We start from the raw sequence: 25,869 nt of genomic DNA, 5'->3' as shown, positions 1-25,869 counted from the left end.
GTTGTATGAAATGTGAATTATATAATGACCACTTTGAAAATGCCAAACGGTATCAAATACCAAGGGCACAGCTGATTATAGCTGATATTCCTTATAATCTGGGCAACAACGCTTACGCCTCTGACCCTAGATGGTATAAAGACGGCGATAATAAGAAAGGTGAGAGCAAGTTAGCTGGAAAATCCTTCTTTGATACGGATAATGATTTCAAAATTAACAACTTTTTTGACTTTTGTAGTCGTCTGTTAAGGAAAGAGCCGAAAGAAAAAGGCAAAGCTCCAGCGATGATTGTATTTCATGCCTGGCAACAACGGGATATAGTAATCGAGTGTGGGAAAAAGCACGGTTTCAACAATGCCTATCCACTCTATTTCACGAAGAAATCAAGCCCTCAAGTATTGAAAGCCAATATGAAGATTGTTGGTGCAGTTGAGGAGGCAACGGTTTTGTATCGTGACAAGTTACCAAAATTCAATAATGGTGGGGCTATGATACTAAACCATGCCCCATGGGAAAAAGATAGCTCCTATCCGACTATCCACCCGACCCAAAAACCAGTACCAGTTTTGAAACGACTGATTGAAATTTTTACAGATGAGGGGGATGTTGTTATTGACCCCGTAGCAGGTAGTGGCTCAACACTAAGGGCGGCTATTGAAATGAATAGAAATGCCTACGGCTTTGAAATTAAGAAAGATTTTTACAAAAAAGCTAAGGAACAAATGCTTTCTACCTATCAACCCAGTTTATTTTAATATTGGAGGAAAAATATGCAGAAAAAACTAATCGGGTTAGACTTATCACATATTGCAGATGGAGGATTGCAAGAGAAGTTAGACCATGAACTTGAAAAAGTCTTTGATAACATCCTCGACCTCAACACAGAGGCTAAAGCCAAGCGGAAAGTCACAATCACACTAACTATGTCCGCCAACGAGGAGAGGACAGTAGTAGATACCGTGATGGATGTTAAATCCAAACTAGCACCACAAAATGGCGTTGCTACGACAATCCTTGTTGGACGTGACTATGATACAGGGCGGGTACATGCTAACGAACTAAAAAGCAGTGTACCAGGTCAAATGTATTTTGATGATGATGCACAGTTGCGAACTGATACAGGTCAGCCAGTAGAAGAAGTGGAGCAACAAAGTGCACCAGCCACACCAGATATTATTGATTTCAAAAAGAAAGTAGGAGGACAATAACATGACTGAAAACATTAAGGCAGCATTGGAGTATGCAGTAGAATTAAACCAACACGGGTTGGAAATCGTAACAGCAGGCGATGGCACAGAGTATTATGATGCTAACAAGACACGTATGGTAGAACTTGACCCTAAACGTTATCCAAGAACTCTTGAATTATCAACATTGACAAGTCTTGTTGATTATCTAAAAACTGACCTTAACAAATTGAAAGACCAACGCTTGATTGTGGCAGTTGAGAAAAATGATGAAGTTTGTGTTTGGTCTGAAAATGATGAGTTAGAGCACCGCACATTACTTGTTGCTGTTAAAGCACGCATCCCAGAGCTATCTTTTGGGCGTTTCCTATCATCAGAGCAATTTAATATCATGTTGCAGTCAAACTTTATTGATGATAATGACCGTAGTGCGCTACTAGAATTTGCAAGTGCTTTGAGAATTGAAAATGGTGCAGAAATAGAGGACAATGGTGTATCTCAAGTTGCAACTGTTAAAACTGGAGTGGCTAGTCTTGCTAAGGGCAAAGCGCCTAATCCAGTTCTCTTACGCCCATATCGCACCTTTGGAGAGGTTGAACAACCAGCAAGCCTGTTTGTTTTTAGAATTGACAAGCAAGCCCAGATGGCATTATTTGAGGCAGATGGCAAGCGTTGGGTAGCTGATGCAGTAGGAAACATTGCAGCCTATCTGAAAGAGCAACTAGCAGACCAAGAACACATCACAGTATTAGCTTAAAATTTGGAGGAAACAAACAATGACTAAAGAAACTAAAAACACAGTATCAGCTGAAACCATCGTAGAGAACTTGAAAGAGTTTGCTATGGAGTTACATCAACAGGCTAAGGATGGTATGATTGATAGCGTGTTTGAAAAAGATGAGGATGCCTTTGTACTAGCGAAAATCGCCCATGATATTTCCCATGGTTTAATTGATATTTTACAAGGGAAATCAGCAGATGAGGCGCTTGAAAATGTCTTTAGTGATGATGAAGATGATATACCAGTTGTTGGCTCAATCGCTGTAAATCTAAAAACTGGGCATGTCAAAGGTATCGAGGACATCAAAAATCCAAAACTAAAAGAACAGATTACAAAAGCAATTAGCAAGATAGCTGATAAGTTAGGTGGTAAGTAATGGGATGTGTATTACTTATATTTGCATTTTGGATTTTATCGAAAAATGCAGAATTAGGAGTAGCAGCATTATACATTTTGTGTGTTGCGGCATGGATAAAGGATGGCACAGATGAGAGGTAGTTTATGAAAGAGGCCATAAAATTCTTAATGGTAATGCTAGTTTTGACTTTTGCAATAAGCATGAGTGCTATCTATAAGTTACAAAAACAAGTTGATGAACTGGAGGCACGAAAACCGATTATCATCTATGATGTGGATAGTGCGGATGACTCCATTGTTGGTACTGTTACTGAAAAAGCAATCGTTGATGGGCATTATACAGTAACCATTGGTGCTTATGGCAAGTTTCTTGTCACTAAAGAACAATTTGACAGTATCAAAATTGGGGATGATGCACCAGACTATTTGAGACAGAGAGGTAGATAGATGGCATTTCTTAAAAAAATAACCAATAAGCATTTTTTCAAAAAAATCATTGCACAACATCAAGGAATCCTTGAGCCTGGATTTGGCGTTATGCGAATCCATAGTGGAGAGATTATTGTGTTTCAAGCCAATAGTTATACTAAAGACAGCAGAATAATATTCGGTGGAAAATCTGACAAAATCAACATCGATGGAGTAATACTTAATTTGGAGGAGGTAAGGTATGAATAAACGCCAAAAGAAAAAACGCCTTAAGCGTGAGAAAAAACAACTAATCAATGCTATTGATTTCTTGGAAAATAGTTTTACAAAGGCAGCCCAACAGATGCGGTTGGAATACGATAAAATGCCTTCTAGCAATGACAAAATTTATCATGATTTCTTTATCGCAGGGTTTGAGCTTTGTGTCGAGCAACTAGCCAATGTCAAAGACCTTGTAAGTAAATTCGATGAAGTTTGAATTTGTTTTACCAAGGAACACACGGCATAAAGCTCAAAACATGGTTATCAATAGCAATGACAGGTTTCATCCTCAAATAAAGGGTAAGATGACTAAACGCATCAGAGCTTTTGCCAACTATCAGACTTTTGCAACCAAGGATAAAAAGAGAGCTGCTTTTAATCCCTCAAATCCTTGTGAGGTTACAGTTACAATTTACAGCCCTACCAAATCTAAATTAGACCCACCTAATTTATACCCTACTGTCAAAGCTATTATTGATGGCATGACCGATGCGGGTATTTGGACAGATGATAATCACAAGGTTATTAAAAAGCTGTCATTTGTTTATGGTGGTTTGAGTAAAGAAAAAGGACACTATCGGTTGGTATTTGATATAGAGGAGGAAAAACATGAATTACAAAGTAATCGTAAATAGCACAGAGATTGAGTATGGGGCATTGATTGAAAAATCAAATTTTACAGAAACTGAGTGGGCGGCAATCTATGCAGAGATTGTAAAACAAAATCAGCCAGAAGTTTTTGAGAAGAAGAAAAACGATGTTGACTATATCAATGCTTTTGGCGCTCTAATTGCGCTTGAAGAACGTTATGAGGCTTTGTTGGAGTTGCTACCACAAGAAGAATTTTCATACGCTGGAACTCATCCGAAATGGGTAGCCGATGCGGTGGAAGAAAACACTTTGAGTAAAGAAACAACAATGTGGGATGTTTCGGCTATACTTGAAAATTGTGATACTTTGGATGAGCTAAAAGAGGAATTAACAAGTTATTTTAAACTTGATGAGTTGTAATTATGACTAAAAAGAAAATAGAGCGCTTATCAGTCATACACCGCAGGGAAATCACATGGCTCAAGTGGTATTTTTTGAGGGATAAGAAAAATCCTAAAAAGACCGTACTAGAGCAGATGATACATGATAGTTTCGTTAAGAATGACACAGACCAGGCAACATTTTTGGTCAATCTAAAGTTGGTGACATCTGAACATGTGGAAAATTCAGAAGAAAAGCTGATTGAGACTATAAAAGAGGTCTATGTTTATGAAAATATCAATGTCATTGGAGCGTGCCAAAAGATTTTATTCCTAAGTCCCAGCCCAGCCTATACCCACCTCAATAAATGGTTTGATGCCTATTTCTACGCCACTTATAAATACCTCCCTTTGGAAAGATAACAGTAAAAATTCCCTAGCCTATGTATCTATAATCAAGGTACATAGGCTTTTTTGCTAGGATAGGAGGAGAAACATGGGGACATTAAAACCACATCACAGGAAAAACACATTGAGCCAGTACAACCTATTAGATTATGATGCCACGCGCACAGCTGGCAAGTATAATATCCCTACTCTTGAGCCAGTAGACCATGTGCCAACCAAACTACAAGGGTTTAACTATGTTTTGAACAAGCCTAACTATTCGGCGGGTGTCCACTTCTTTTTGGATGATTACCAGTTTGAACGGGTTTGGAAACGCCCAGATTTTTATATTGATAAACTAGCTGACTTTGATTGTGTGCTTACACCAGATTTTAGCCTTTATACAGATATGCCACTTGCAATGCAGGTATGGAATGTGTATCGGTCAAGATTGATTGGTCAGATGATGCAGAACTGGGGCTATACGGTTATCCCTACGGTGTCTTGGTCACTCAAAGAAAGCTATGAGTTTTGTTTTGATGGCATACCTACAAAAAGCATTGTTGCAGTTAGTACAATTGGTATTAAAAAAAGCAAAGACCGCATAAAGGTATGGCAAGATGGCATGGATGCTATGATTGATAAATTGAAACCAAAGAAAATTTTGGTTTATGGCGGTCACATTGATTATGACTATAAAGGTATCGAGGTCTATTATTTTGCTAACGATACAACAGAAAGGATGGACAAATGGGAGGCAGAGGGGCAAGCTCTGGAATGAGCGAAAAGCAAAAGAAATATGGTACAGAGTATAGCACGGTGCATCAATCGGGTAATATAAAATACGTTACCCAAAATGCAGGTGGGTCGCAGAAAACCCCCATGGAAACCATGACCAAGGGGCGTGTGTATGTGCTTATTGACAAAAACAAGAATGCCCCTAAAAGTATTGTTTATTTTGATAAGGACAATAAGCGGAGCAAGCAGGTTGACCTAGACCATGAGCATCAGAAAATGAGACCTCACACGCATCACGGGTACAACCATGCTGAATATGAAATCAGCAAAAAAGGAGCAAGCAAACTTACCACGAAAGAGGTAAAGCTAGTTGAAAAAGTACATACAGAGTGGTATAATTATCTTAAGAAACGTAGGGAGTAGTATATAGGGATTACGCCTTGATGGAGGAGATTCCGGTTCGAATCCGGGCTACTACGTTACTTCCTAGCCCCTTAATTGGGGCTTTTTTGTTTTCTCTAGCAAAGAATATGGTAAAACATCCCCTTTTTGTGAATATACAATGAAATCATGAGTAGTTGCTACTTGTGATTTTTTTGTTGGAAAGGAGAGAGAATGAATGACAAGCAAATTCGCTTTGCGGATGAGTTTATCAAACTCGGAAACGCCACACAGGCAGCCTTAAATGCAGGGTATTCAGAAAAGACATCTTACAGTCAAGGACAGCGATTGTTGAAAAATGTTGAAGTAAAAGAGTACATCAACAAACAGATGCAAGAGTTACATAAGAGTAATATCATGCAGGCAGAAGAAGCCCTATCCATCCTATCTGACATTGCTAGAGGTAAACGAGATGAGGAGGTGTTGATACTTAACCCAACAACAGGGAAAGTTGAGAGGCACACCAAGAAAGCTGATAATGCAACAGTTATTAAAGCCATTACTGAAATTCTGAAACGCTATCCAACGGCTAAACAGTCTGAAAAACTAGAGCTTGAGATTGAGAAATTAAAATCACAATTGACAGAGGCACAGATTGAAGATGATACCATCACAATTATTGATAGTTGGGAGGTAGAGGATGAAAGTAATTGATATTCAGAAGAATGTAAATCCACACTTTAAGAGCGTTTGGTTGTCTAAGAAACCTTATAACATCCTCAAAGGTGGGCGTAACTCATTCAAATCATCAGTTATTACCCTAAAGCTAATTATCATGATGATTTGGTACATCGTTAGGGGAGAAACAGCAAACATTGTTATTATCCGTAAGGTTGCAAATACAATCCGTGATAGTGTCTATAATCAAATTCAATGGGGGCTAGGTCTATTTGGTCTTACCAGTCGCTTTAAGATGACAGTAAGCCCATTTAAGATAACTCATAAAAAAACAGGCTCAACCTTTTATTTTTACGGTCTGGATGATTATCAAAAGTTGAAATCAAACAACATTGGTAATATCATTGCTGTTTGGTATGAGGAGGCTGCCGAGTTTTCAAGTGCAGAGGAATTTGACCAAACCAACATTACTTTTATGCGGCAGAAACACCCTCTTGCCCCCTTTGTACAGATTTTTTGGTCTTATAATCCACCTATCAATCCATATAGTTGGATAAATGAGTGGTATGAAAGAATGAACACAATGGATAATTACTTGTGTCATTCTAGTACATATCTAGATGATGAGTTAGGTTTTGTAAATGAGCAAATGCTGGCTGATATAGAGCGTATAAAAGAAAATGACTACGACTATTACAGGTATGTCTATTTAGGCGAGCCAGTAGGGCTTGGTAATAATATCTATAACATGAGCACATTTCACCCATTAGATGCCTTGCCTAGTGATGATAGGCTGATTGGTATTTCCTTTGCGCTAGATGGTGGACATCAGCAATCAGCCACCGCTTGTTGTGCTTTTGGTATCACAGCTAAAGGCAAGGTAATCTTACTTGATACTTGGTATTACAGTCCAGCAGGGCAAGCAGTAAAGAAAGCACCTTCCCAATTATCACAGGACATTTACTATTTCACAACAAAGGTAGTTAGTAAGTATAAAGTCCCTATCTTGCAGTACACCATAGATAGTGCAGAGGGTGCTTTGAGAAACCAGATGTATCTTGATTTTGCTATTAGGTGGCATCCAGTAGCTAAATTAAAGAAAGTGACAATGATTGACACATTTCAGTCCCTCTTAGCACAAGGTCGGTTTTACTACCTGGACACAGACAACAATAAGGTATTTATCGAAGAACACAAGATGTATAGATGGGATGAAAAGACAATCCAATCTGATAACCCAAATGTCATTAAAGACGATGACCACACATGCGACGTTGCACAGTATTTTGTATTAGACAATGCAAAGATACTTGGTTTGCGTGTTGGTAATTCATAAGGAGGGCAAACATGAGCCTAATTCAAAAAGTAAAGGACTTTTTCAACCGTGGGAGGTATAACATGACGACATCACATTTAAGTAGCATCCTAGACCATCCAAAGGTAGCTGTTACACAAGCAGAATTTAGCAGAATACAACACAATCTATCTTACTATCAGTCTAAGTTTGATGATATTGAGTACATCAACACAGATGGCGATAGAAAGCGTAGAAAGATGCAACATTTGCCTATTGCACGTACAGCAGCTAAAAAGATTGCCAGCCTTGTTTACAACGAACAAGCAGAGATTTCAGCAGAGGATGAAACACTTAATGATTTCTTGAGTGATATGCTAGGTAATGACCGCTTTAATAAGAATTTTGAACGTTATTTAGAGAGTGCATTGGCACTTGGTGGACTTGCTATGCGCCCTTATGTTGATGGCGATAAAATCCGTGTGGCATTTATTCAAGCACCAGTTTTTTTGCCATTACAAAGCAATACGCAGGATGTATCGAGTGCTGCTATCTTAACCAAGACTATCAAAACCGAGAACAGAAAGAATGTGTATTATACCCTTGTTGAGTTCCATGAGTGGGTAACACCAGATGGAAAAGAAGTAGGTAGCACAAAAGATAAGAGCCTATACCGTATCACCAACGAGCTATATAAATCAACATCAGACGGCACATTAGGGGAGCGTGTGAATTTGAGTGAGTTATACCCAGATTTGCAACCAGTAACACCAATACAAGGGTTGTCACGCCCATTGTTTACCTACTTGAAGACCCCAGGGATGAACAATAAAGACATCAATAGCCCATTGGGGCTATCCATTTTTGATAACGCCAAAACAACCATTGATTTCATCAATCGTACCTATGATGAATTTATGTGGGAGATTAAGATGGGGCAAAGGCGCGTGATTGTGCCAGAGCAAATGACACAATTAAAGGTGCAGGATAACCATGGAGAAATTACATTCAAGCGCCGCTTTGAAGTGGAGCAAAATGTGTATATGCAAGTTGGAGCAGGTAATATGGATAGCGGGGGGATTGTTGACCTTACAACACCTATCCGCTCAAGTGATTACATTTCAGCTATTTCAGAGGGGCTTAAACTGTTTGAAATGCAGATAGGTGTATCTAGTGGCATGTTTACCTTTGATGGTCAAGGAGTTAAGACGGCAACAGAGATTGTAAGTGAAAACTCTGATACATACCAAATGCGTAATAGCATTGTTGCATTGGTGGAGCAATCCATCAAAGAGCTTTGTGTGTCCATGTGTGAACTTGGCAAGGCTGTTGGTTTGTATAGTGGTAAGATACCAGAACTTGATGATATTTCTGTAAATCTTGATGACGGGGTATTTACTGACCGTCATGCAGAACTTGATTACTGGATGAAAATGGTAGCTGCTGGATTTGCCACACAGAAACGAGGTATTGCGAAAACCCTAGGCATCACAGAAGATGAGGCAGCCAAAGAACTTGCTGAAATCAATGGAGAATTACCACCAGAGAGCGATGCAGAGCTTGCTTTATACAGTAAAGGTCAACAAAACACAGTAGGAAACAGTAAAGATACAGTAGAGGGAGAAGATGATGGCGAAGTATAAGAAAAAACCAGTTGTAATCGAGGCTATTAGATTTACAGGCTCAAATTATGAAGAAATTAGAGAATTTATTGGAAAAAATACTTTATGCTCTGATTTAAGTATCATAATACCAACACTTGAGGGAGATATGGTAGCCCAAAAGGGTGATTATATTATTAAAGGAGTGCATGGTGAGTTTTACCCATGCAAACCAGATATTTTTAATGAAACCTATGAGGTAGTTAGCGAGGCTTAATCATGAGCGATACAAAGAAATGCCCAACTATCAATGACCAGCAACTATCATTACAGATGCAAGCCGTGAGTGATATTTATGCCCAGATGCAAATAGAGTTGTTTGATAGTATGATTGAACGACTGATAAGGCGTGGCAGTGCAGACCTAGCAGAAAATCCCTATATTTGGCAACTGGAAAAGCTAAATGATATGTATATGCTAAATGAGGACAATCTAAAAATCATTGTCAAGCGTACAGGCATTGCAGAGGAGCTTTTACGGGAGGTTATAGCTAATGAGGGGCTAAAGGTTTATAAGGATACCAAAGAACAGCTAGAGGAGGATATGGGCAAGTTTCCAGATGGCAAAATCAGAAACGGTGTAACAGATGCCCTAGAAGCTTACACACAACAAGCTATAAATGACCTCAATCTTATCAATTCAACCCTACCAGCAAGCATACAGGCTGTTTTTAAGTCGGTAGTAGAGCAGACAGTAGCACAAGTGGTGGCTGGTACAAAGACTGGTGATAGAGCCTTAAATGATACAATCATGGCATGGCAGAAAAAGGGATTTACTGGTTTCAAGGATAGTGCTGGCAGGGAGTGGAGAGCGGATAGCTATGCTAGGGCAATCATTAAAACAACAACATACAGGGTCTATAATGACATGCGTACTAGACCAGCAGAAGAACTAGGCATAGATACTTTCTATTATTCAATAAAAGCAAGTGCTAGAGCTGCTTGCGCCCCATTACAGGGTAAGATTGTCACAAAAGGGATGGGTAGAGTAGAAAATGGCATAACAATTTACTCTTTGCTAGATTATGGCTTTGGTACTGCTGGTGGTTGTCTAGGTGTCCATTGTGGACATTATCTGACACCGTTTATTGTTGGAGTAAATACTATTCCAGACTTACCAGAACATCTTAAAGACCTAACACCAGAACAAGCAGAAGAAAATGCACGTATCGAGGCTAAACAAAGAGCATTAGAGCGTACCATTAAGAACCATAAAGAAAGGTTACATTACGCCCACACAATGGGGGATGATGAGCTGATACAAGCTGAAAGGCTTAAAGTTAGAGCTTATCAAGGTAAAATCAGAGTTCTTATTGATAACCATGACTTTTTAAGCCGTGATTACACTAGAGAGCGTATATACGTTTAGTTATCAAAAGGGTTACTTTTAGTAGCCCTTTTTTTGTGGCTAAAACCGTAAAAAATCCCATTTCATCCAAAGTAAACTGAAATAGTAAATAATATTTTGCTTTTTGGTGGGAGTTGTCCACCTAAAAAAGAACTAAGGAGGTACAAATGGCATTTACAACAGAGGAACTACTCAAACTTGGATTGACAGAGGAGCAGGCTAAAGATGTATTTGCTTTGCATGGCAAAGACTTAAATGCTAATAAATCAGCCTTGGAAACTATCACACAAGAGCGAGATAGCCTTAAATCACAATTGCAGAACACAGAGGCACAGATAGAAAAGTTGAAAGCTGATGCAAGCATGAGTGCTGAACAACAAAAGGAAATCAAGACCTTGCAAGCAGAATACGACAAATTCAAAACCGATGCAGCTGCTGAACTTGCACAAACCAAAAAGGTCAGCGCTATCAATCTTGCATTGAAAGATACCACCGCACACAATCCATCAACCTTGATGAAGTTCATTGATGTTGATGCCATCGAACTTGACGAAAATGGCAACCCCAAACTAGATGAAATTCTCAACGGTCTAAAGGAAAGTGACCCCTATCTTTTCAAAGCAGATGATGGCAAACCTAACCCAAACATCGTTGCTACTGGAAATCCAGCAGCGACTGACCCAGCACCAGATGCCTTTGCACAGGCTCTAGGGCTAACAGAATAAAAGGAGGAAGTTATGTCAATTAACTACATTACTAAACATGAGGGAGCGTTTGAAAAACGACTAATGCAGGGCTCTTTAACGGCAATCCTTGAAACCCCTAAAGTCAACTGGCTTGGCGCACGTTCTTTTGAACTCCCAACCATTTCAGTAACAGGCTATAAAGCCCATACACGTTCTAAAGGTTACAACGCTGGAACAGTATCAAATGACAAGAATGTTTACACTCTTGGTTTTGACCGTGATGTTGAGTTCTTTGTTGATTCAGCAGATGTTGATGAAACAAATCAAGAGCTTTCAGCGGCTAATATCTCAAACACTTTCATTTCAGAACATGCAACACCAGAAGTTGATGCGTACCGTTTTTCTAAGATTGCAACAGCAGCAATCAATGGTAGCCATTTCAAGCAAGAGGATAGCATTACCCCAGAAAGTGTTTATAGCATTTTGAAAGCTGCTATCTTGCCAATGCGTAAATTTGGTGCATCTAACCTTGTAATGTATGTTTCTAGTGAGGTAATGGATGCCCTAGAGCGTTCTAAAGATTTTACACGTTCAATTGCTACTACATCACCGCAAGGGATTGATACCCGTGTTACATCACTAGACGGAGTGCAACTTATCGAGGTTTGGGATGATGCACGTTTCAAAACTCAATTTGATTTCACAACAGGGTTTGTTAAAGCTGGTGGAGGCAAAGACATCAATTTCTTGATTGTCGCTAAGACAGCTATTGTTGCCAAAGCTAAATTTAACTCTATCTATCTCTTTGCACCGGGTCAACATACAGAGGGTGATGGATACTTGTACCAAAACCGTTTGTATCATGATTTGTTTGTCCTGAAATCACAAGAAGATGGGGTTTACGTTTCACATAAATCAGCGTAGGAGGTAACGGATGAAAAAGTACATCAAAGAAAACCAAGTCTATACTGTCCAAGAGGGTAGCGAACTTGAGGTACAGCTTATTGCGGATGGTTTTGAGGAACTGGTAGAAGATACAAAATCAGATTTGAGCAAACTAAAAATCAAAGAACTTGTTGAGATTGCACAGGCGCACGGTCTAGAAGTACCAAACAATGCCAAAAAGCCAGAAGTCCTTGAATTGCTTGAGAGTAACGGAGTAACTATTGATGAATAAATACAAAGCTACCAAAAACCTCACTCTAAAAACACCGGGTATCCATGTGGCAGAGGGAGAAGTTGTTGAACTTGAACCAGCTTATGCTGAACAAGTCAATAAAGACCTCAAGCTAACATTCCCTGATGTTGATGCCGTTTTAGAGTTGGTGGAGGAAACAAAACCAGCCTCACGCAATAAAAAAGCTAATACTAAAGCATCAGAAGATGCTGCTGAATAGATAAGGGGTGGCAACACCCTTTATTTTCAAAGGGAGGTGGCACATGCCTTATTTAACTAAAGATGAGTTTGTTAAAGATTTAGGCTTTGATGATGTGACTGACTTTGACAAGCTGGCTAAAAGAGCAGAAATTGCTATCAATCTCTATACTCAAGGTATTTACCAAAAGTACATTGACTTTGATAAAGAGATTGAGTATCGCAAATCTGCTGTCAAGATGGCTATGGCATTTCAGATTGCTTATCTGGATAGTTCTGGCATCATGACAGCCGATGAAAAACAAGCTATGACAAGTGTTTCTATTGGTCGCACAAAAATTGATTATGGTGGTCAACATCGTATTTCAGCAGGTCAGCAATTTAACCTCTGCTTGGATGCTGAAAACGCCCTAAAACAAGCTGGCTTTAGCCTAGTTGTAGGAGTTGATTATGATAGATAAACGCTTATTACAAGACGTTGTTAAAGTCCGTAAGGTTGAGGGCAAAAATGATTTTGGAGATGTAACATATTCTGACCCATTGGATATTAAGCCAGTAAGGTTTGATAGGTCGGTGGCAATTATAGGTACTAACAACTCTAAAACCAGACAGAAAGTAGGCGTTGTTTACATTTACCCTAAGTTTGCAAATGTGACAGTTGATGATAGTTGGCTGGGTGCGATTGTAAATGATGGGGAGCGTGATTACCTTGTAACAGGTTATCAACCTAATTACCTTAATGGTAAAGTCTTTAGTTATGAGATAGAGGTTATCTGATGGCTGATGTCAAAGTAACAGTAAACCTTGATGGTGTAGAGAGAAAAGTGTCGCCTCAAGCTATGCAACGTGGCAAGATTGCCGCAGGTAGCGAGGCTTTGCTTATTATGGATAGCTCAGTGCCTCTTAGGGCAGGTGGAGGGGCTTTAAGAGCCTCTGGGCGTGTAGAGCCTAACGGAGATGCGAGCTATAACACGGTCTATGCTAGAGCACAATTTCATGGCACTAATGGGATTGTTGTATTTAGAAAGTACACCACGCCAGGTACTGGTAGCCGATGGGATAAGCCATTAAAAGCAAACATAGAAAGACTGAAAAAGGCAGCTATTAAAGGAATGGGTATAAGGTAATGCAAAACAACCAAAACTTTCAAATTGTGCTATTGGCACACATTAACAACATCAAGGATATACCACTAAAGGCAAGGCTAGATTATTTTGAAGATGATAAAGATGATTTAGTTATCAATGCTTTAAGTGGTGGAGTTGTTGATAAAGAGTACATGGATGGTACTAGAGAGGTATCACTACCATTTGAAATTGCTGTAAAGAGTAAATCAAACGCAGTAGCAATTGATACTATCTGGCTTATCAACGGTGACCTATCATCATTTGATATTGACTTACCCAGTACAGACAACTCTTATACTTTCTTATCGTTGAAAGTAGATAAACCCGGTATCAACGGTAAGGATGAACAAGGTTACTTTGTTTATTCCATGCAAGTAACCGCCAAACTAGAAATCACAGGAGGATGACACAATGGTACGAAATAAAAACGCCAAGCGCAAACATGAGATTGCGCCATTTGACCCCCAAAATCCAACTAAAGTACCAGACGAGAGTGCTTGGAAACGACTAGCCAAGTACATTGAAACTATCGATGATGAAACAGATGAAGAAACGGATGATACTGGTTACTATGACGGTGATGGGACTCCAGAAGAAACCGTCATTAGTGTCTCTGGCGCATATTCTGTTTCTGGGTCATACGACCCAGATGATGCCGCTCAAGCTATGATTGCAGCGATGAAGTACGAAACTGGTGATGCACGTCGTGTATGGCATCGTGTGACAGAGTCAAATGAGAAAAAAACTTATACCCAAGTCGCAAATGTTTCTGAAATCAAAGCTGGTTCTGGAGATGCAACAAGCTACGAAGAGTTTGGTTGCACACTTAAGTGGATTAAGAAACCAATTATTGCAGGTGTGGGTGGATAAGAATTTTTGGAGGAAATAGAAATGGCAAATACTTTTAATCTGTTAGGAAATGATGAAAGTATCATTTTCAACATCGGTGAGCTTTCTTTGAAGTTCGTTCCAACCGACGCAAAATCACAAGAAGTGTCTGAAAAAGCTATCGAGTTGCAGACTAAAGCTGACAACATAAAAGAGGGCGATGAGTGGGAAAATCGTAAGAACATCAAAGAGTTGCTGGATGAATACTTTAGCACAATGTTTGATGCGGATGCCCCAGCCAAAATCTACCAAGAAGCAAGTGAAAACACTTGGGCTTATCTCAAGGTATTCTTGCAGATTTCAGAGGCTATCATGGAAACTAAGAAAAAACAAGAAAACGATGAAACATTTAAGAAGTATCTTGCTGAATAATGTTTGATATTTCCAAAAAAATGGATGACAAGCTGGTACTCAACAACATAGAGTATCAGCTTTTATTATCGTTTGATAGGGTCTTATGGGTCTTTGATATGTGGGGAAATAAAGAAATACCACCACAATTAAAACCTAAGTTAGCGCTGGCAAAACTAACTGATGATGTGACTTTTAAAGATATGGATACAGAAGAGGCTTTAGCAATTTATGCAGAAATATTTGAAAAGCACATACAAGTCACTAGAGCTATTGATGAGGTTGATAGATATGACATTGAGGGAAATGTGATGCCTAAAAAACCAAAAGATGACCTAGAAAGCGATGATAAACCCTTGTTTAGCATCAAATATGATGGCGAGTACATTTTTTCATCGTTTATGCAAGCCTATAATATTGATTTGATTGAGGAACAAGGTAAGCTGCATTGGAAAAAATTCAATGCTTTACTATCTGGATTGCCAGATGGCACAAAGTTTGTTGAAGTGATGAAAATTAGGGCTTGGAAACCCTCAAAAGGGGATAGCACTAAGGAAAAACAAAGGATGCGTGAACTGCAAGAAGAATACGCATTACCCGATATTTAACAGGGAAAGGAGGTAACACATGGCAGATGGAAAAGTAACCATTTCGGTTGACCTAGACGGTAAACAAGCACAGGGAGGCATTGAAAAGTTAAAAGGTGCATTAGGTGGGCTTGGCTCAACATTCAAATCAATGTTGGGTGCAAATCTAGTTAGCGGTGCTTTAATGGGTGGATTTACAGCCCTTGGCGGAGCTGTCAAAAGTGTTTTCTCATCAGCTATTGATGAGGGAGCGAAACTGCAACAGTCTCTTGGAGGTATCGATACTCTTTTCAAGAACTCAGCAGATACCGTAAAGAACTATGCAAGCAATGCCTATAAGACAGCAGGGCTTTCAGCAAATGAGTACATGGAAAACGTAACCTCGTTCTCTGCTAGTTTGATTTCTTCTTTAGGCGGAGATACGGCGGCAGCTGCTGAATTGGCAAACAGAGCCATGACAGACATGTCCGATAACGCAAACAAGATGGGTACTGATATGCAGGCTATTACTGGCACATATCAATCTTTGGCTCGTGGTAACTACGCTATGCTAGACAACTTAAAACTAGGGTATGGTGGTACTAAGGCAGAAATGGAAAGGCTTATTAAGGATGCCTCCTCTTATAAAGATATACAAGATGAGCTTGGTATATCGGTTGAAGAAGGCAATATGTCTTTCGCCAACATGGTAAAGGCTATCTCTGTTGTCCAGAAAAAACTTGATATTACAGGTACAACAATGAAAGAAGCCTCCACAACATTTTCTGGCTCTTTGTCAATGATGAAAGGGGCTTTTAACGATTTCCTCGGAAACTTGACAACAGGCGGTGATATTACTAAGCCATTGCAGGCATTGGCAGAAAGTGCCTCAACGTTTTTCTTTGGGAACTTTATCCCAATGATTGCTAATGTTTTTAAAGGTCTCCCAACGGCTCTGTCTACCTTTATAGCCAGCGCTAAGCCTGCTCTTGTTAACGGTTTAAAAGGTCTATTACAAGAAGATGCTTTAAATAGCGTTACAAAGGTCATTGACCTAATCACTTTTTCGATTAGTGACATGGTGATGGCTTTTCAAGGCTTTTACCAAGGTTTTGAGAAAACGGGGGCTATCAAGGCGGTATCAAGCGCCTTGTCAGAGTTACTAACAGCAGGGCTAGATTTGTCAGAAAAACTATCTGGCATTATTCCGTGGGAAACCATCGGAGTAGCCGCTGGGCATGTTGTTAAGTTTATCGCTCAAATCATCCAGGCAGTAGCTAAATTCTCCCAATCCATGAGTGGCGACACTTGGCGTGGTGTTGTAACTGGTATCGGTGGTGCATTGGTAGCCTTTAAGGCTTTTAACTTCCTAAAAACTTTCAATCCATTCAGCTTTTTCAAAAAAGGAGCAGAAGAGGCGATAGATGGTGCAACAGGCGGTATCAAGAGAGCCAAAAGTACTATTTCACAGGTTTTTAGCGGCATCTCTAATGTCATTAAGACCGCAGGAAATGCCCTAAAGTCCACTTTTCAAGGTATGGGTAAGATGTTTCAGGGGTTGGGTAAAACCTTTGAGGGTGTCGGGAAAGGGATAGGAGCAGTTCTAAAAGGTTTGATGCAAGGGTTGAGAGGTCTAAACCCAGCAACTCTATTATCATTTGGCGCAGCAGTTGGTATAGCCGCAGTTGGTATCGGTGCAGGTATAGCTATCATTGCAGCAGGTTTTGCCCTACTGGCAAGTCAAGGAGAGGGTGTAGCTATCATCATTGAGGCAGTTGGAACAGCCTTTGGCACATTTGCCAGCATGGTCATAGGGGCTTTTGCAGAGGCGATTGTTACCGTTGCAGGGGTGCTACCGATTATTGCTCAGTCATTTAACATGATGACCCCAGCCATCATTGCGGTTGGGTCAGCAATTAGTATGATTATCCGAGCTTTTAGCTCACTTGCTCCCGTGATTACAGCACTAGGTACAGCGATTAGTGAGATTGTAACAGCAATCACAACAGGCGTGGCAAATATTGTTACAGCAGTTACACCGATGGTTGAAATCCTTTCAAGTGCCTTTGTACAGGTCGTAACAGTTGTATCACAATCTATTGTGGAGATTATACAGGCTCTTTCTCCATTTATCCCAGCAGTTAGTGAGATGGTGCAGGCGGTAGCGCCAGTGTTGCAAGCATTGGTTGAGGCATTCAACAATCTCATTAGTCAGATTAGCCCAATCATTGACAGCATCGCAAACCTATTCAAAACACTTGGTGAACAAATCACATCTATCTTAGATAGCGTTGGTGGGGTTGTGGAGTCATTTGGCTCTGCCATTCGTAATGTCTTGGATGGCATTGCAGGTATCTTTGACAGTATTGGCAATGCAGCTCTAAATGCAGGTAAAGGTTTCAATCAATTAGCGCAGGGGATAGAACGTATAACCAAACTTAATCTACTTGATATGGGAGCAAGTTTAGCTGCGGTTGCCGCTGGATTGGGGGCTATCGGAGCAACATCTGGCGGACTTACTAGCGCTGGTTCGTCTTTGAGTGTTATTGTTCAAGGTTTGGTGACAGTGCAATCAGTAAGTGCTATTGCTTCTGGTTCTTTAGCATCTTTAGGAAATGTTGCGGTTAGCGCAATGTCTATGCTTGTCGCAGGAGTTCAACTGGCGGTATCAGGTACAAAAAGTGGCATGACACAGATAGTAAATGCAATAAGTTTATCCGCCAATCAGATGATACAGGCTGGTAAACAAGCAGGGGACGGTACAACCAAAGGTGTTGTTACAGGTATTCGGTCTGGAATCGGTCAAGCTGGCGGTGCTATGCGTGCTATGATGATTGCAATCCGTGACACAGGTATGCAGGGCGTGAGTTCTATGCGTGTGGTAGGTAGCATGATAAGTCAAGGTTTAGCGCAGGGGATGATGTTATCTATCGGTTCTGTTACCGCTGCTGCAAATGCATTGGTAGCACAAGCGGAGCGAGCAGCAAAAGCCAAGGCGCAAATCCACTCACCATCAAGACTTTTCCGTGATGCAATTGGTCGTTTCTTGCCGATGGGTGTTGCTGTTGGTATCGAGAAAAATACTAAGTATGTTGACAAAGCTATGGATGGTATGTATGAGCATATTAACGCCTTTAATTACAAGGCAGAGGATGTGATAGGTGTTGGTAAAACGAAACTATCTAAGGTTGTACAGGTCAAATCAGACCTTGAGAGTGCTATTAAAGCTACCGTTGAGGTTGCTAAAGAAAAGAGTAATGAACTTTTGGCGAAAGCTCTAGATGTTGCAGAAAAAGCTGTAGAACGACCAGCAGAAATGAGACTTGATGACGGCACTCTGGTTGCAAAAACAGGGGATAAGTTTAGTAGTTATCAAGCTGAGCAACTACGCAGAGAGAACAGAATGAAAGGAATAATCACATGACAGCAATAATGACATTCAACGGTGTTGATTTGTCGCGCTACTTGCGAATTACAGAGATTATCCGCCCAATTGGAAACAAAAGGAGCGTAACAACTGATGACGCTCCTTCTTTAGGGGTTAATATCCAGCAAGTGAAACGTGGAGCTAAAGAACACATCATCAAATTTGACATGAAAAATAGCGATGTAATGATTTTAGAACAACTAAAGCATGAGTTAGCTGGTGTGCTTGATGTGACAGAGCCAGTAAGAATTGTTTATGGGGATGAGCCAGATAAATATTATATGGGAATACCTGTGGATGATATTACACCAGATAACCTAACACGTTGGTTTCAGCGCTCAGAATTTAAGTTACTCATACCAGATGGCGTTGCTCATAGTTCAACTTATCGTAAGTTTGATAATGCAACTGTAACAGGCGAAAAGATGGTGCTTAACTTACGAAATGATGGAAATGTGCCAGCAAATCCAATCATTACTGTTAAGCATAATGCAGAAAATGGTTATATCGGCATTGTTAATAGTACTGGTGCAATTGAGCTAGGTAATATCGAGGAGGATGATAGCCAGACTTACCAACAGTCAGAAATCTTATTTGATTATGTTTCCAATAATGGAATTATCAAGGGTTTTGCTGATGGGAAGAAAAATGTGGCTATTTTAAATGACAACTCACAATCGTTTGATACCCAACTATATATAAAAAATGAATTTGGTCGTCCGCATTTAGCTTTGGGTAATCGTGGAGCTGGTGTCGGACCTAACCATGCTGGTTCGATTAGTTGGGATATACCATTGGATAGCGCGGGTCAAACTGGGGCGCTTAATGAATATATCTGGTGGAGGCAGATATTTTGGGCTGGTGCCGTCAATCAATACGGCTTTATTAAAGTTATGGTATCTGACGAAAAAGGACAGTTTTTATATGGAGTTGAGACATATAAACGCTCTATTGGTGTAGAAAGTGAGTACAACTTTTTGGCATCAGATGGTAAGGGAGGATTTAATGTATTAAAACGTTGGACTTTTAATGCTACTCATCTTGATAGTGATAACCCGTTTAATGCCGAAAGAGGGTGGTCAGATATAAAACGAAATGATGACCAAGTGCAGGTTTTTTGGTGGGGTAGTTATCCAGTATTTACCATACCAGAAATAAAAGGTAAAAAGTCCGCTAAGATACATGTTTCAATAGGTGCAGTAGGAGGAAAACCAGCCATCCATCATGCTTATATTGATAGTATCGTTTATCGTAAAGATTTTGTACAGGGAACAAAGGATATTCCTAATCGCTATATGATAGGGTCTAATGTCGTTGTTAATTGTGAGAACGATAGTGTAACTGTCGATGGGTTGTCTAAATCTTCTGATTTAGTTGATGGGTCTAGTTGGAGACTGTCTATACCAAAAGGAGAGTCACAGTTGGAAATTTATTGCTCGAGCTGGGTAAAAAATAAACCGACTGTAAAAGTAGAATTTGAAGAAAGGTGGTTGTGATGCTATTAACAATTCATGATGCAAATCTAAGAAAAGTAGCATTTATTGATAACGATAAACAAGAAACTTTAAACTACTATGATGACACTTGGACACGCAGCCTAGAAACAGGTTCATCAACTTTTGAATTTACAGTATACAAGAAAGCTATAAAGTCTGATACAGCGATAAATAAAACATATAACTTACTGAATGAGCGTGCTTTTGTCTCATTTAGATACCTCGGCAAAAGCTATGTATTTAATGTGATGACTGTTGAGGAAAATGAGCAAACCATCAAATGCTATTGTGAAAACCTAAATCTTGAGCTTATCAATGAATATGCTAACCCATACAAGGCTACTAAAGCCATGTCTTTTGTTGAGTATTGTAATGCAATGGATTTGTTAAATTTTACCCATCTTTCCGTTGGTATCAATGAAATTTCAGACCAAAAACGCACGCTTGAATGGGATGGGCAAGATACCAAACTTGCCCGCTTACTAAGTCTTGCCAAAAAGTTTGATGCAGAGATTGATTTTGATACTTACCTAAACGCAGATAGCTCTATCAAAGCCTTTAAGGTCAATGTTTATCATGAAAACGATGCAACCCATCAAGGGGTAGGACGTGTTAGAAATGACATCCAGCTTACTTATGGGAAAAATCTCAAATCAATCAAGCGTAAGATTGATAAAACAGGTGTCTATAATGCTATCCGTCCAACAGGGAAACGAACGGTAAAAAATGGTAAAGGGGAAGAAGTAGAGGAAATTGTAACCATCGGTAGCCTTGGGGAATGGTCTGAAAATAACAAGGATGGGGTGCGTGAGTTTTACCAGCAAGGAGATATGCTCTACGCTCCATTGTCAATGCAGATGTATCCATCAACTTTTACCAGTTCTACCACAAATGACCAATGGATTAGGAAAGATATGGAGGTTGATAGTGATAGTCCATCAGTTATTAGGGCATCAGCTATTGCAAATCTTAGAAAAAACGCCTATCCTGCATTGACCTATGAAGTGGATGGTTTTATTGATGTTGAAATTGGTGATACTATCAGGATTTATGATGAGGGCTTTACTCCTATTTTGCTTGTACAAGCAAGGGTATCACATCAAAAAATCAGTTTTACCAATCCAGCAAGCAACCAAACAACCTTTGCCAACTTCAAGGCACTTGAAAACAATCTATCTGATGGGATACAGGCAGCTTTTGAGCGCTTATTTGAGGCATCTAAGCCCTACCTTATTAAGTTATCCACAGACAACGGTGTTATCTTTAAAAACCAAATTGGTCAGAGCGTTGTCGCTCCTACCCTGTACAAGGGTGGCAAGCCTCTGACTGCCAACGTGACTTGGCGCTGGTCTTTGGATGGCGCTGTTAAAACGGGGATGACATATACCGTCCGTGGTGCAGATGTTACAGATACATCTACTTTGACGGTAGCGGCATACATAGGTAACGATGAGGTAGCTGTTGATGAGCTGACGTTTGTAAACGTATTGGATGGTCGAGATGGTGGAGTCGGGCCCAAAGGAGACCCTGGCAATGATGGTGTCGCTGGGCGTGATGGAAATAAGGTTTATACCTCAATATATGAAATGAGTGCCAACCAATCCGGTATTTATTTATCCGATTTGACACCTACCGCAAACCCTGCCAATCTCCCTCCAATAGGTTCAATAGTTATAGCACCGTCTGGGAAAATGTATCCCATTATTGCATTGAATCCAACTAGTACTCCTCCGTCGTACACAGCTGGAGCGCTAGTAGGGAATATTAAAGGACCGCAAGGCGATAATGGTCAAACACCCGTAGTTCATTGGGCTTATTCTGATAATGCAGATGGTACAGGTCTGACCACGTCTGATAATGGTCAGCGGTACATTGGACACTATTCGGACTATGACCAAATTGATAGCACGGACAAGACCAAGTATCGCTGGGCGGATAGATGGGCGAAGATTGAAGTTGGTGGTATTAATTTACTGACGGATACAGATGAGGAGACCGTTTATATCAGTAAAGACCCTGCTGCTATGGAATTTTTGCGAACGCCTTATGACTTGGCAAAGGTTTTTGATAAGCATGGTCTGGCGACATATACTCTGAGCTTTGATTTAAAGGCAGATAAGGATGGAGCGGTCCATGTGTATATGCAAAATGGGTCGGGGTCTCGCTATGGCGGTCTCCATGCGGACATCGGTGTTACGACGGAATGGAAGAGGTATCATGTGACCTTTACCCCGACAGAAGGAAATATGGAACTAAGCGAAAGCTTTTTGGCTTTCTACGGTGTTTATGGGACTGGTGTAGTGCCATATGCAAGAAAATTTCAACTGGAAAAAGGGACTGTCCCGACGGATTACGGTCTGAATCCAAATAGTATGCGAGTTGGCGGACGGAACTATCTCCGAAACAGCAGTTTTGTAGATGGTGTGTCCTATTGGCAAAATAATTCGGGAGCTGAACAATTTTCTTGGCGGTCCGTCCCAGAATTTGCAACACAGTTAGGGCGAAAGGGGTGTATCCATCTCTACAGTAATGGTCTTCCGCTTGATTCTTTAGGTATTTTCCAAGTAATACAAGATATGCAGTTATCGGAACAGGAAAAAATTACTCTGTCATTTGATGTAGTGGGGCGAGAGGGGAACGATAGCGGATTGATGGTGATTATAAACAATCATTTGTTTGATGTTAGACAGATTATTCCTGCTAGTTCCATACGCACCTACAGTAAATTTACTAAGACTAGCCTTGAGAGAAAAGCATTGACCTTCACAATCCCCAAAGCTTGTGATGCCATTAGTGTCATTATCATCTTCCATGGCGGTATAACAGGGGATGTCGTCCTAACAGATTTAATGTTGGAGAGAGGGTTAGTGGCAACAAGCCACCAGGAGTCACCTTCGGATATTGCAGACCGCATTGGTGTAAAAGCCGACCAAGCATTGACCCAAGAGCAACTCAATTTACTAAACGAGCGGGCGCAGATACTTGATGCAGAGCTTAAAGCAAAGGCGTCTATGGATGCGCTTAGTGACCTCGAGAAAGCTTATCAATCATTTGTAAAATCAAATGCAGATAGCCAAGCGAAAGCAGAAGCGGATTTGGCAGAGGCTGGTAGACGGATTGAGTTGTTGGTCACGCAGTTTGGAGGTTTTAAAGAGCTGAAGACCTTTATTGATACTTATATGACTAGCTCTAACGAGGGCTTGATTATCGGTAAGAATGATGCAAGCTCAACCATTAAAGTGTCAAGCGATAGAATTTCTATGTTTTCGGCAGGTAAAGAAGTTATGTACATTTCGCAAGGTGTTATTCATATAGACAATGGTATCTTTACTGCCTCTGTACAGATTGGTAAATTTAGGACTGAACAATATCATCTCAATGTCGACATGAATGTCATACGGTATGTTGGGTAGAAAGGGATAGATAATGGCAAAATTTAGTAATGCGAGTGGGTCTTTGTACTTAAATGTGTATATTGAGCCAGGCGCACAAAATATAGCTGCTAACACAACTGTTGTCAATTGGCGAATAACTGTAAGTCGTACAGGTGCTTACTTGACACGCAATGAGCAAGGAGATAGTACACTTAGTCTCGATTTAAATGGTGGCAGAGTACACACTTCAAACCCTCGTTGGCGAACATCTGGTGAGGAATTTCTGATGGCTAGTGGTTCGACAACTGTTGGACACAACGCAGACGGCACAAAGAGTTTTCCGTTTTTGGCAACATTTAACCCTAACAACGGCTTTCACGGTGTTATCACTGTATCGGGAAATATTGGTCTGGCAACTATCCCACGTTCCAGCTCTGTATCTGTTGGTACGGGAACTATTGGTAGTGCACTTACTATTAATATCAACCGTCAAAGCTCTAGTTTTAAACATACTGTTAGATATGCGTGGGGCAATAAACAAGGAACAATCGCAAGCAATGTAGATACGTCTACAAGTTGGACTATCCCACTCGATTTTGCGAATGACATTCCTAACACAACAAGTGGCACAGGGACAATCTTTGTTGACACATATTCTGGTAGCACCAAGACAGGTACACAACAGGTCACATTTACAGCAAATGTGCCAGCAAGCATGAAACCTACATTTTCTGGTGTTACTCTGACAGACACTAATGGAGTGGCGAGAAGTCTATTGTCTGGCAACAATTTCTTGCAAATTATTTCTAATATCCAAGTAACATTTAATGGACATGCTGGTACGTATGGTTCAACCATCACAGGTTTTAGGGCTGAATTGGTCAATAAAAACCAGGTCACGAACTCAAACGGTGGCAATCTCGGCATCATGAATTTTAATGGCTCAGCAACAATCAGAGCTAGTGTGCTTGATAGTCGAGGTAGATGGTCAGATACAAGAGATATTACTATTAATGTCATAGAGTATTTTGCCCCTGTTCTGAGCTTTACAGCACAGCGAACGAGACAGACACCCAATATCATCCAGATAGTTAGAAACGCTAAGATAGCACCAATTACGCTATCTGGTAGTCAAAAGAACATTATGACCTTGACTTTTAAGGTTGCGCCTCTTGGTAGTACGAGTTACACCGCTGACAATGGTAGTGCGTCTGGCAGTTGGACAACTCAACACACTCTAAGTAATTCAGCGGCTAATATGGCAGGTAATTATCCAGCTAATAAGTCATTTACTATCATAGGTACGTTGTCTGATAAATTTACAAGTGTCGAATTTTCAGCAACCGTAGCAACAGAGAGTGTTGTGATGAGTTATGACAAAGATAACCGCTTTGCGATTGGTAAAATCGTTGATACGAACCTTCCGGGAGGGTCTGTAGAGTCAACTGGCGGATATTACTTAAACGGTAAGTCGATTCAAAATCATCGATTGACAGAGAACACCGGTCAAGCTATACCGGCTTTTAGTGATTGGAATAATTACGTTGATACTGGCTTTTACTACGGAGAACGTATGGCAAATCAGCCTCCATTTGATGGGCAGAATCAATGGAAGTACATCAAAGTAAGCAAGCACGATAATGATTGGGTACTCCAGGAGTCGATTGACTTTAGTGGTATAATGTCTTGCTATCGAGTTAAGGTAGCCGGCAGTTGGCAACCGTGGAAAATTGTGGTGACAGAAGACCATCCACTCTTACAAGAAAAGCCACTCAAGACATTGACGATGGGATTTCCGTATGGGCTTAATGTAACGATGACAAGAAAAGATAATTTTGTTACCGTTACATTAAACAGACGTATCACAAACATTGATGTCTTTGAGAATAGAAGAATGATAGAAACAATACCAGCAGGATACCGCCCAACAGCTCAAGTTCATTTAGTATTTGTCCCAAACTCAGGTACTATAACTAAAGCACCATCTATTCTGCATCTAAATGCAGATGGGACAATAGATATGACAAATGGAACAAGTGGACAACACGTTTATACAGGTACAATTAGTTACGTGACTAATGACCCATATCCAAACTAAGAATACGTA

General features: G+C 40.3%; 32 protein-coding genes. All 32 read left to right on the top strand.

The genetic code is table 11. The annotated features are described in order from the left end of the window. Window positions 1-5 precede the first annotated feature (5 nt). The 32 genes from K5Q29_RS03125 to K5Q29_RS02965 all read left to right on the top strand — a co-directional run bounded on the left by K5Q29_RS03125 (window position 6) and on the right by K5Q29_RS02965 (window position 25,860). Complete coding sequence (locus K5Q29_RS03125; protein ID WP_221876981.1) at window positions 6-755, top strand: site-specific DNA-methyltransferase; 750 nt, start codon at window positions 6-8, stop codon at window positions 753-755. A gap of 15 nt (window positions 756-770) precedes the next feature. Continuing rightward, complete coding sequence (locus tag K5Q29_RS03120) at window positions 771-1,208, top strand: hypothetical protein (RefSeq protein WP_024383995.1); 438 nt, start codon at window positions 771-773, stop codon at window positions 1,206-1,208. Between the two features lies 1 nt (window position 1,209). After that, the gene (locus K5Q29_RS03115; protein ID WP_221876979.1) at window positions 1,210-1,944 is read left to right on the top strand and encodes a hypothetical protein; all 735 of its coding nucleotides are present in this window, start codon (window positions 1,210-1,212) and stop codon (window positions 1,942-1,944) included. A gap of 19 nt (window positions 1,945-1,963) precedes the next feature. Continuing rightward, window positions 1,964-2,344, top strand: a complete 381-nt coding sequence (locus K5Q29_RS03110) for a hypothetical protein (RefSeq protein ID WP_221876978.1) — start codon at window positions 1,964-1,966, stop codon at window positions 2,342-2,344. A gap of 125 nt (window positions 2,345-2,469) precedes the next feature. Further along, complete coding sequence (locus tag K5Q29_RS03105; RefSeq protein ID WP_221876976.1) at window positions 2,470-2,772, top strand: DUF1372 family protein; 303 nt, start codon at window positions 2,470-2,472, stop codon at window positions 2,770-2,772. After that, a complete protein-coding gene (locus K5Q29_RS03100) occupies window positions 2,773-3,003 on the top strand; it encodes a hypothetical protein (protein WP_221876974.1) in 231 nt (76 codons plus the stop codon). It abuts the gene before it with no gap. Next, window positions 2,996-3,232 carry a hypothetical protein gene (locus tag K5Q29_RS03095; RefSeq protein ID WP_221876972.1) on the top strand — a complete coding sequence of 79 codons (237 nt, stop codon included), beginning with the start codon at window positions 2,996-2,998 and terminating at the stop codon, window positions 3,230-3,232. Before K5Q29_RS03100 ends, K5Q29_RS03095 begins: the two co-directional genes overlap by 8 nt. Next, on the top strand, window positions 3,222-3,650 hold the full coding sequence (locus K5Q29_RS03090) for a hypothetical protein (protein WP_221876970.1): 429 nt from the start codon (window positions 3,222-3,224) through the stop codon (window positions 3,648-3,650). The genes K5Q29_RS03095 and K5Q29_RS03090 overlap by 11 nt, the downstream gene beginning before the upstream one ends. Then, complete coding sequence (locus tag K5Q29_RS03085) at window positions 3,625-4,026, top strand: hypothetical protein (protein WP_221876968.1); 402 nt, start codon at window positions 3,625-3,627, stop codon at window positions 4,024-4,026. Before K5Q29_RS03090 ends, K5Q29_RS03085 begins: the two co-directional genes overlap by 26 nt. Window positions 4,027-4,028: 2 nt before the next feature. Beyond that, window positions 4,029-4,409, top strand: coding sequence for a hypothetical protein (locus K5Q29_RS03080; protein ID WP_016056188.1), 381 nt, complete (start codon window positions 4,029-4,031; stop codon window positions 4,407-4,409). A 73-nt stretch (window positions 4,410-4,482) separates the two neighbouring features. Continuing rightward, window positions 4,483-5,154: a DUF4417 domain-containing protein gene (locus K5Q29_RS03075; protein WP_221876966.1), complete on the top strand. Its 672-nt coding sequence runs from the start codon at window positions 4,483-4,485 to the stop codon at window positions 5,152-5,154. Beyond that, on the top strand, window positions 5,151-5,534 hold the full coding sequence (locus K5Q29_RS03070; RefSeq protein WP_050573092.1) for a hypothetical protein: 384 nt from the start codon (window positions 5,151-5,153) through the stop codon (window positions 5,532-5,534). The genes K5Q29_RS03075 and K5Q29_RS03070 overlap by 4 nt, the downstream gene beginning before the upstream one ends. A gap of 192 nt (window positions 5,535-5,726) precedes the next feature. Next, window positions 5,727-6,206 (top strand): terminase small subunit, encoded by a 480-nt coding sequence (locus K5Q29_RS03065; RefSeq protein ID WP_044767977.1) that lies wholly within the window; start codon window positions 5,727-5,729, stop codon window positions 6,204-6,206. Further along, window positions 6,193-7,506 (top strand): PBSX family phage terminase large subunit, encoded by a 1,314-nt coding sequence (locus tag K5Q29_RS03060; RefSeq protein WP_221876964.1) that lies wholly within the window; start codon window positions 6,193-6,195, stop codon window positions 7,504-7,506. Before K5Q29_RS03065 ends, K5Q29_RS03060 begins: the two co-directional genes overlap by 14 nt. Before the next feature lie 11 nt (window positions 7,507-7,517). Next, window positions 7,518-9,107 (top strand): phage portal protein, encoded by a 1,590-nt coding sequence (locus tag K5Q29_RS03055; RefSeq protein WP_221876962.1) that lies wholly within the window; start codon window positions 7,518-7,520, stop codon window positions 9,105-9,107. Then, the gene (locus K5Q29_RS03050) at window positions 9,094-9,342 is read left to right on the top strand and encodes a hypothetical protein (protein ID WP_221876960.1); all 249 of its coding nucleotides are present in this window, start codon (window positions 9,094-9,096) and stop codon (window positions 9,340-9,342) included. The genes K5Q29_RS03055 and K5Q29_RS03050 overlap by 14 nt, the downstream gene beginning before the upstream one ends. A gap of 2 nt (window positions 9,343-9,344) precedes the next feature. Further along, on the top strand, window positions 9,345-10,493 hold the full coding sequence (locus K5Q29_RS03045; protein ID WP_221876959.1) for a phage minor capsid protein: 1,149 nt from the start codon (window positions 9,345-9,347) through the stop codon (window positions 10,491-10,493). Window positions 10,494-10,639: 146 nt separating this feature from the next. Then, window positions 10,640-11,197, top strand: coding sequence for a phage scaffolding protein (locus K5Q29_RS03040; RefSeq protein WP_221876958.1), 558 nt, complete (start codon window positions 10,640-10,642; stop codon window positions 11,195-11,197). A 12-nt stretch (window positions 11,198-11,209) separates the two neighbouring features. Next, complete coding sequence (locus K5Q29_RS03035; protein WP_221876957.1) at window positions 11,210-12,082, top strand: hypothetical protein; 873 nt, start codon at window positions 11,210-11,212, stop codon at window positions 12,080-12,082. Between the two features lie 10 nt (window positions 12,083-12,092). Continuing rightward, complete coding sequence (locus K5Q29_RS03030) at window positions 12,093-12,335, top strand: hypothetical protein (RefSeq protein ID WP_029751991.1); 243 nt, start codon at window positions 12,093-12,095, stop codon at window positions 12,333-12,335. Continuing rightward, a complete protein-coding gene (locus K5Q29_RS03025) occupies window positions 12,328-12,555 on the top strand; it encodes a hypothetical protein (RefSeq protein ID WP_221876956.1) in 228 nt (75 codons plus the stop codon). The genes K5Q29_RS03030 and K5Q29_RS03025 overlap by 8 nt, the downstream gene beginning before the upstream one ends. Before the next feature lie 43 nt (window positions 12,556-12,598). Continuing rightward, window positions 12,599-12,994 (top strand): hypothetical protein, encoded by a 396-nt coding sequence (locus K5Q29_RS03020; RefSeq protein WP_221876955.1) that lies wholly within the window; start codon window positions 12,599-12,601, stop codon window positions 12,992-12,994. After that, complete coding sequence (locus K5Q29_RS03015; protein ID WP_221876954.1) at window positions 12,984-13,310, top strand: putative minor capsid protein; 327 nt, start codon at window positions 12,984-12,986, stop codon at window positions 13,308-13,310. Before K5Q29_RS03020 ends, K5Q29_RS03015 begins: the two co-directional genes overlap by 11 nt. Beyond that, the gene (locus K5Q29_RS03010) at window positions 13,310-13,660 is read left to right on the top strand and encodes a minor capsid protein (RefSeq protein ID WP_221876953.1); all 351 of its coding nucleotides are present in this window, start codon (window positions 13,310-13,312) and stop codon (window positions 13,658-13,660) included. Before K5Q29_RS03015 ends, K5Q29_RS03010 begins: the two co-directional genes overlap by 1 nt. Next, window positions 13,660-14,067: a minor capsid protein gene (locus K5Q29_RS03005; protein ID WP_221876951.1), complete on the top strand. Its 408-nt coding sequence runs from the start codon at window positions 13,660-13,662 to the stop codon at window positions 14,065-14,067. Before K5Q29_RS03010 ends, K5Q29_RS03005 begins: the two co-directional genes overlap by 1 nt. Before the next feature lie 4 nt (window positions 14,068-14,071). Further along, a complete protein-coding gene (locus K5Q29_RS03000) occupies window positions 14,072-14,530 on the top strand; it encodes a phage tail tube protein (RefSeq protein ID WP_014736082.1) in 459 nt (152 codons plus the stop codon). A gap of 21 nt (window positions 14,531-14,551) precedes the next feature. Further along, a complete protein-coding gene (locus tag K5Q29_RS02995; RefSeq protein ID WP_016056172.1) occupies window positions 14,552-14,920 on the top strand; it encodes a hypothetical protein in 369 nt (122 codons plus the stop codon). Continuing rightward, window positions 14,920-15,507 carry a Gp15 family bacteriophage protein gene (locus tag K5Q29_RS02990; RefSeq protein WP_105116263.1) on the top strand — a complete coding sequence of 196 codons (588 nt, stop codon included), beginning with the start codon at window positions 14,920-14,922 and terminating at the stop codon, window positions 15,505-15,507. Before K5Q29_RS02995 ends, K5Q29_RS02990 begins: the two co-directional genes overlap by 1 nt. Before the next feature lie 19 nt (window positions 15,508-15,526). Then, window positions 15,527-18,889 carry a hypothetical protein gene (locus K5Q29_RS02985; protein WP_221876949.1) on the top strand — a complete coding sequence of 1,121 codons (3,363 nt, stop codon included), beginning with the start codon at window positions 15,527-15,529 and terminating at the stop codon, window positions 18,887-18,889. Further along, window positions 18,886-20,388, top strand: a complete 1,503-nt coding sequence (locus K5Q29_RS02980; protein ID WP_221876947.1) for a distal tail protein Dit — start codon at window positions 18,886-18,888, stop codon at window positions 20,386-20,388. Before K5Q29_RS02985 ends, K5Q29_RS02980 begins: the two co-directional genes overlap by 4 nt. Further along, window positions 20,388-23,801, top strand: coding sequence for a phage tail spike protein (locus tag K5Q29_RS10650; protein WP_260619119.1), 3,414 nt, complete (start codon window positions 20,388-20,390; stop codon window positions 23,799-23,801). Before K5Q29_RS02980 ends, K5Q29_RS10650 begins: the two co-directional genes overlap by 1 nt. A gap of 13 nt (window positions 23,802-23,814) precedes the next feature. Continuing rightward, entirely contained in the window at window positions 23,815-25,860 is a 2,046-nt protein-coding gene (locus tag K5Q29_RS02965; RefSeq protein ID WP_221876946.1) for a DUF859 family phage minor structural protein, read from the top strand. Window positions 25,861-25,869 lie beyond the last annotated feature (9 nt).

The sequence above is a fragment of the Streptococcus sp. 2018037 genome (assembly GCF_019754195.1).
GTDB classification, from domain to species: domain Bacteria; phylum Bacillota; class Bacilli; order Lactobacillales; family Streptococcaceae; genus Streptococcus; species Streptococcus hashimotonensis.
This window is presented reverse-complemented; position numbering and strand designations above follow the sequence as displayed.

What these genes read in the sequence shown, in the direction of transcription:
- K5Q29_RS03125 (WP_221876981.1), top strand. Translation starts at nt 6, where the DNA reads ATGAAATGTGAATTATATAATGACCACTTTGAAAATGCCAAACGGTAT.
- K5Q29_RS03120 (WP_024383995.1), top strand. Translation starts at nt 771, where the DNA reads ATGCAGAAAAAACTAATCGGGTTAGACTTATCACATATTGCAGATGGA.
- K5Q29_RS03115 (WP_221876979.1), top strand. Translation starts at nt 1,210, where the DNA reads ATGACTGAAAACATTAAGGCAGCATTGGAGTATGCAGTAGAATTAAAC.
- K5Q29_RS03110 (WP_221876978.1), top strand. Translation starts at nt 1,964, where the DNA reads ATGACTAAAGAAACTAAAAACACAGTATCAGCTGAAACCATCGTAGAG.
- K5Q29_RS03105 (WP_221876976.1), top strand. Translation starts at nt 2,470, where the DNA reads ATGAAAGAGGCCATAAAATTCTTAATGGTAATGCTAGTTTTGACTTTT.
- K5Q29_RS03100 (WP_221876974.1), top strand. Translation starts at nt 2,773, where the DNA reads ATGGCATTTCTTAAAAAAATAACCAATAAGCATTTTTTCAAAAAAATC.
- K5Q29_RS03095 (WP_221876972.1), top strand. Translation starts at nt 2,996, where the DNA reads ATGAATAAACGCCAAAAGAAAAAACGCCTTAAGCGTGAGAAAAAACAA.
- K5Q29_RS03090 (WP_221876970.1), top strand. Translation starts at nt 3,222, where the DNA reads ATGAAGTTTGAATTTGTTTTACCAAGGAACACACGGCATAAAGCTCAA.
- K5Q29_RS03085 (WP_221876968.1), top strand. Translation starts at nt 3,625, where the DNA reads ATGAATTACAAAGTAATCGTAAATAGCACAGAGATTGAGTATGGGGCA.
- K5Q29_RS03080 (WP_016056188.1), top strand. Translation starts at nt 4,029, where the DNA reads ATGACTAAAAAGAAAATAGAGCGCTTATCAGTCATACACCGCAGGGAA.
- K5Q29_RS03075 (WP_221876966.1), top strand. Translation starts at nt 4,483, where the DNA reads ATGGGGACATTAAAACCACATCACAGGAAAAACACATTGAGCCAGTAC.
- K5Q29_RS03070 (WP_050573092.1), top strand. Translation starts at nt 5,151, where the DNA reads ATGAGCGAAAAGCAAAAGAAATATGGTACAGAGTATAGCACGGTGCAT.
- K5Q29_RS03065 (WP_044767977.1), top strand. Translation starts at nt 5,727, where the DNA reads ATGAATGACAAGCAAATTCGCTTTGCGGATGAGTTTATCAAACTCGGA.
- K5Q29_RS03060 (WP_221876964.1), top strand. Translation starts at nt 6,193, where the DNA reads ATGAAAGTAATTGATATTCAGAAGAATGTAAATCCACACTTTAAGAGC.
- K5Q29_RS03055 (WP_221876962.1), top strand. Translation starts at nt 7,518, where the DNA reads ATGAGCCTAATTCAAAAAGTAAAGGACTTTTTCAACCGTGGGAGGTAT.
- K5Q29_RS03050 (WP_221876960.1), top strand. Translation starts at nt 9,094, where the DNA reads ATGGCGAAGTATAAGAAAAAACCAGTTGTAATCGAGGCTATTAGATTT.
- K5Q29_RS03045 (WP_221876959.1), top strand. Translation starts at nt 9,345, where the DNA reads ATGAGCGATACAAAGAAATGCCCAACTATCAATGACCAGCAACTATCA.
- K5Q29_RS03040 (WP_221876958.1), top strand. Translation starts at nt 10,640, where the DNA reads ATGGCATTTACAACAGAGGAACTACTCAAACTTGGATTGACAGAGGAG.
- K5Q29_RS03035 (WP_221876957.1), top strand. Translation starts at nt 11,210, where the DNA reads ATGTCAATTAACTACATTACTAAACATGAGGGAGCGTTTGAAAAACGA.
- K5Q29_RS03030 (WP_029751991.1), top strand. Translation starts at nt 12,093, where the DNA reads ATGAAAAAGTACATCAAAGAAAACCAAGTCTATACTGTCCAAGAGGGT.
- K5Q29_RS03025 (WP_221876956.1), top strand. Translation starts at nt 12,328, where the DNA reads ATGAATAAATACAAAGCTACCAAAAACCTCACTCTAAAAACACCGGGT.
- K5Q29_RS03020 (WP_221876955.1), top strand. Translation starts at nt 12,599, where the DNA reads ATGCCTTATTTAACTAAAGATGAGTTTGTTAAAGATTTAGGCTTTGAT.
- K5Q29_RS03015 (WP_221876954.1), top strand. Translation starts at nt 12,984, where the DNA reads ATGATAGATAAACGCTTATTACAAGACGTTGTTAAAGTCCGTAAGGTT.
- K5Q29_RS03010 (WP_221876953.1), top strand. Translation starts at nt 13,310, where the DNA reads ATGGCTGATGTCAAAGTAACAGTAAACCTTGATGGTGTAGAGAGAAAA.
- K5Q29_RS03005 (WP_221876951.1), top strand. Translation starts at nt 13,660, where the DNA reads ATGCAAAACAACCAAAACTTTCAAATTGTGCTATTGGCACACATTAAC.
- K5Q29_RS03000 (WP_014736082.1), top strand. Translation starts at nt 14,072, where the DNA reads ATGGTACGAAATAAAAACGCCAAGCGCAAACATGAGATTGCGCCATTT.
- K5Q29_RS02995 (WP_016056172.1), top strand. Translation starts at nt 14,552, where the DNA reads ATGGCAAATACTTTTAATCTGTTAGGAAATGATGAAAGTATCATTTTC.
- K5Q29_RS02990 (WP_105116263.1), top strand. Translation starts at nt 14,920, where the DNA reads ATGTTTGATATTTCCAAAAAAATGGATGACAAGCTGGTACTCAACAAC.
- K5Q29_RS02985 (WP_221876949.1), top strand. Translation starts at nt 15,527, where the DNA reads ATGGCAGATGGAAAAGTAACCATTTCGGTTGACCTAGACGGTAAACAA.
- K5Q29_RS02980 (WP_221876947.1), top strand. Translation starts at nt 18,886, where the DNA reads ATGACAGCAATAATGACATTCAACGGTGTTGATTTGTCGCGCTACTTG.
- K5Q29_RS10650 (WP_260619119.1), top strand. Translation starts at nt 20,388, where the DNA reads ATGCTATTAACAATTCATGATGCAAATCTAAGAAAAGTAGCATTTATT.
- K5Q29_RS02965 (WP_221876946.1), top strand. Translation starts at nt 23,815, where the DNA reads ATGGCAAAATTTAGTAATGCGAGTGGGTCTTTGTACTTAAATGTGTAT.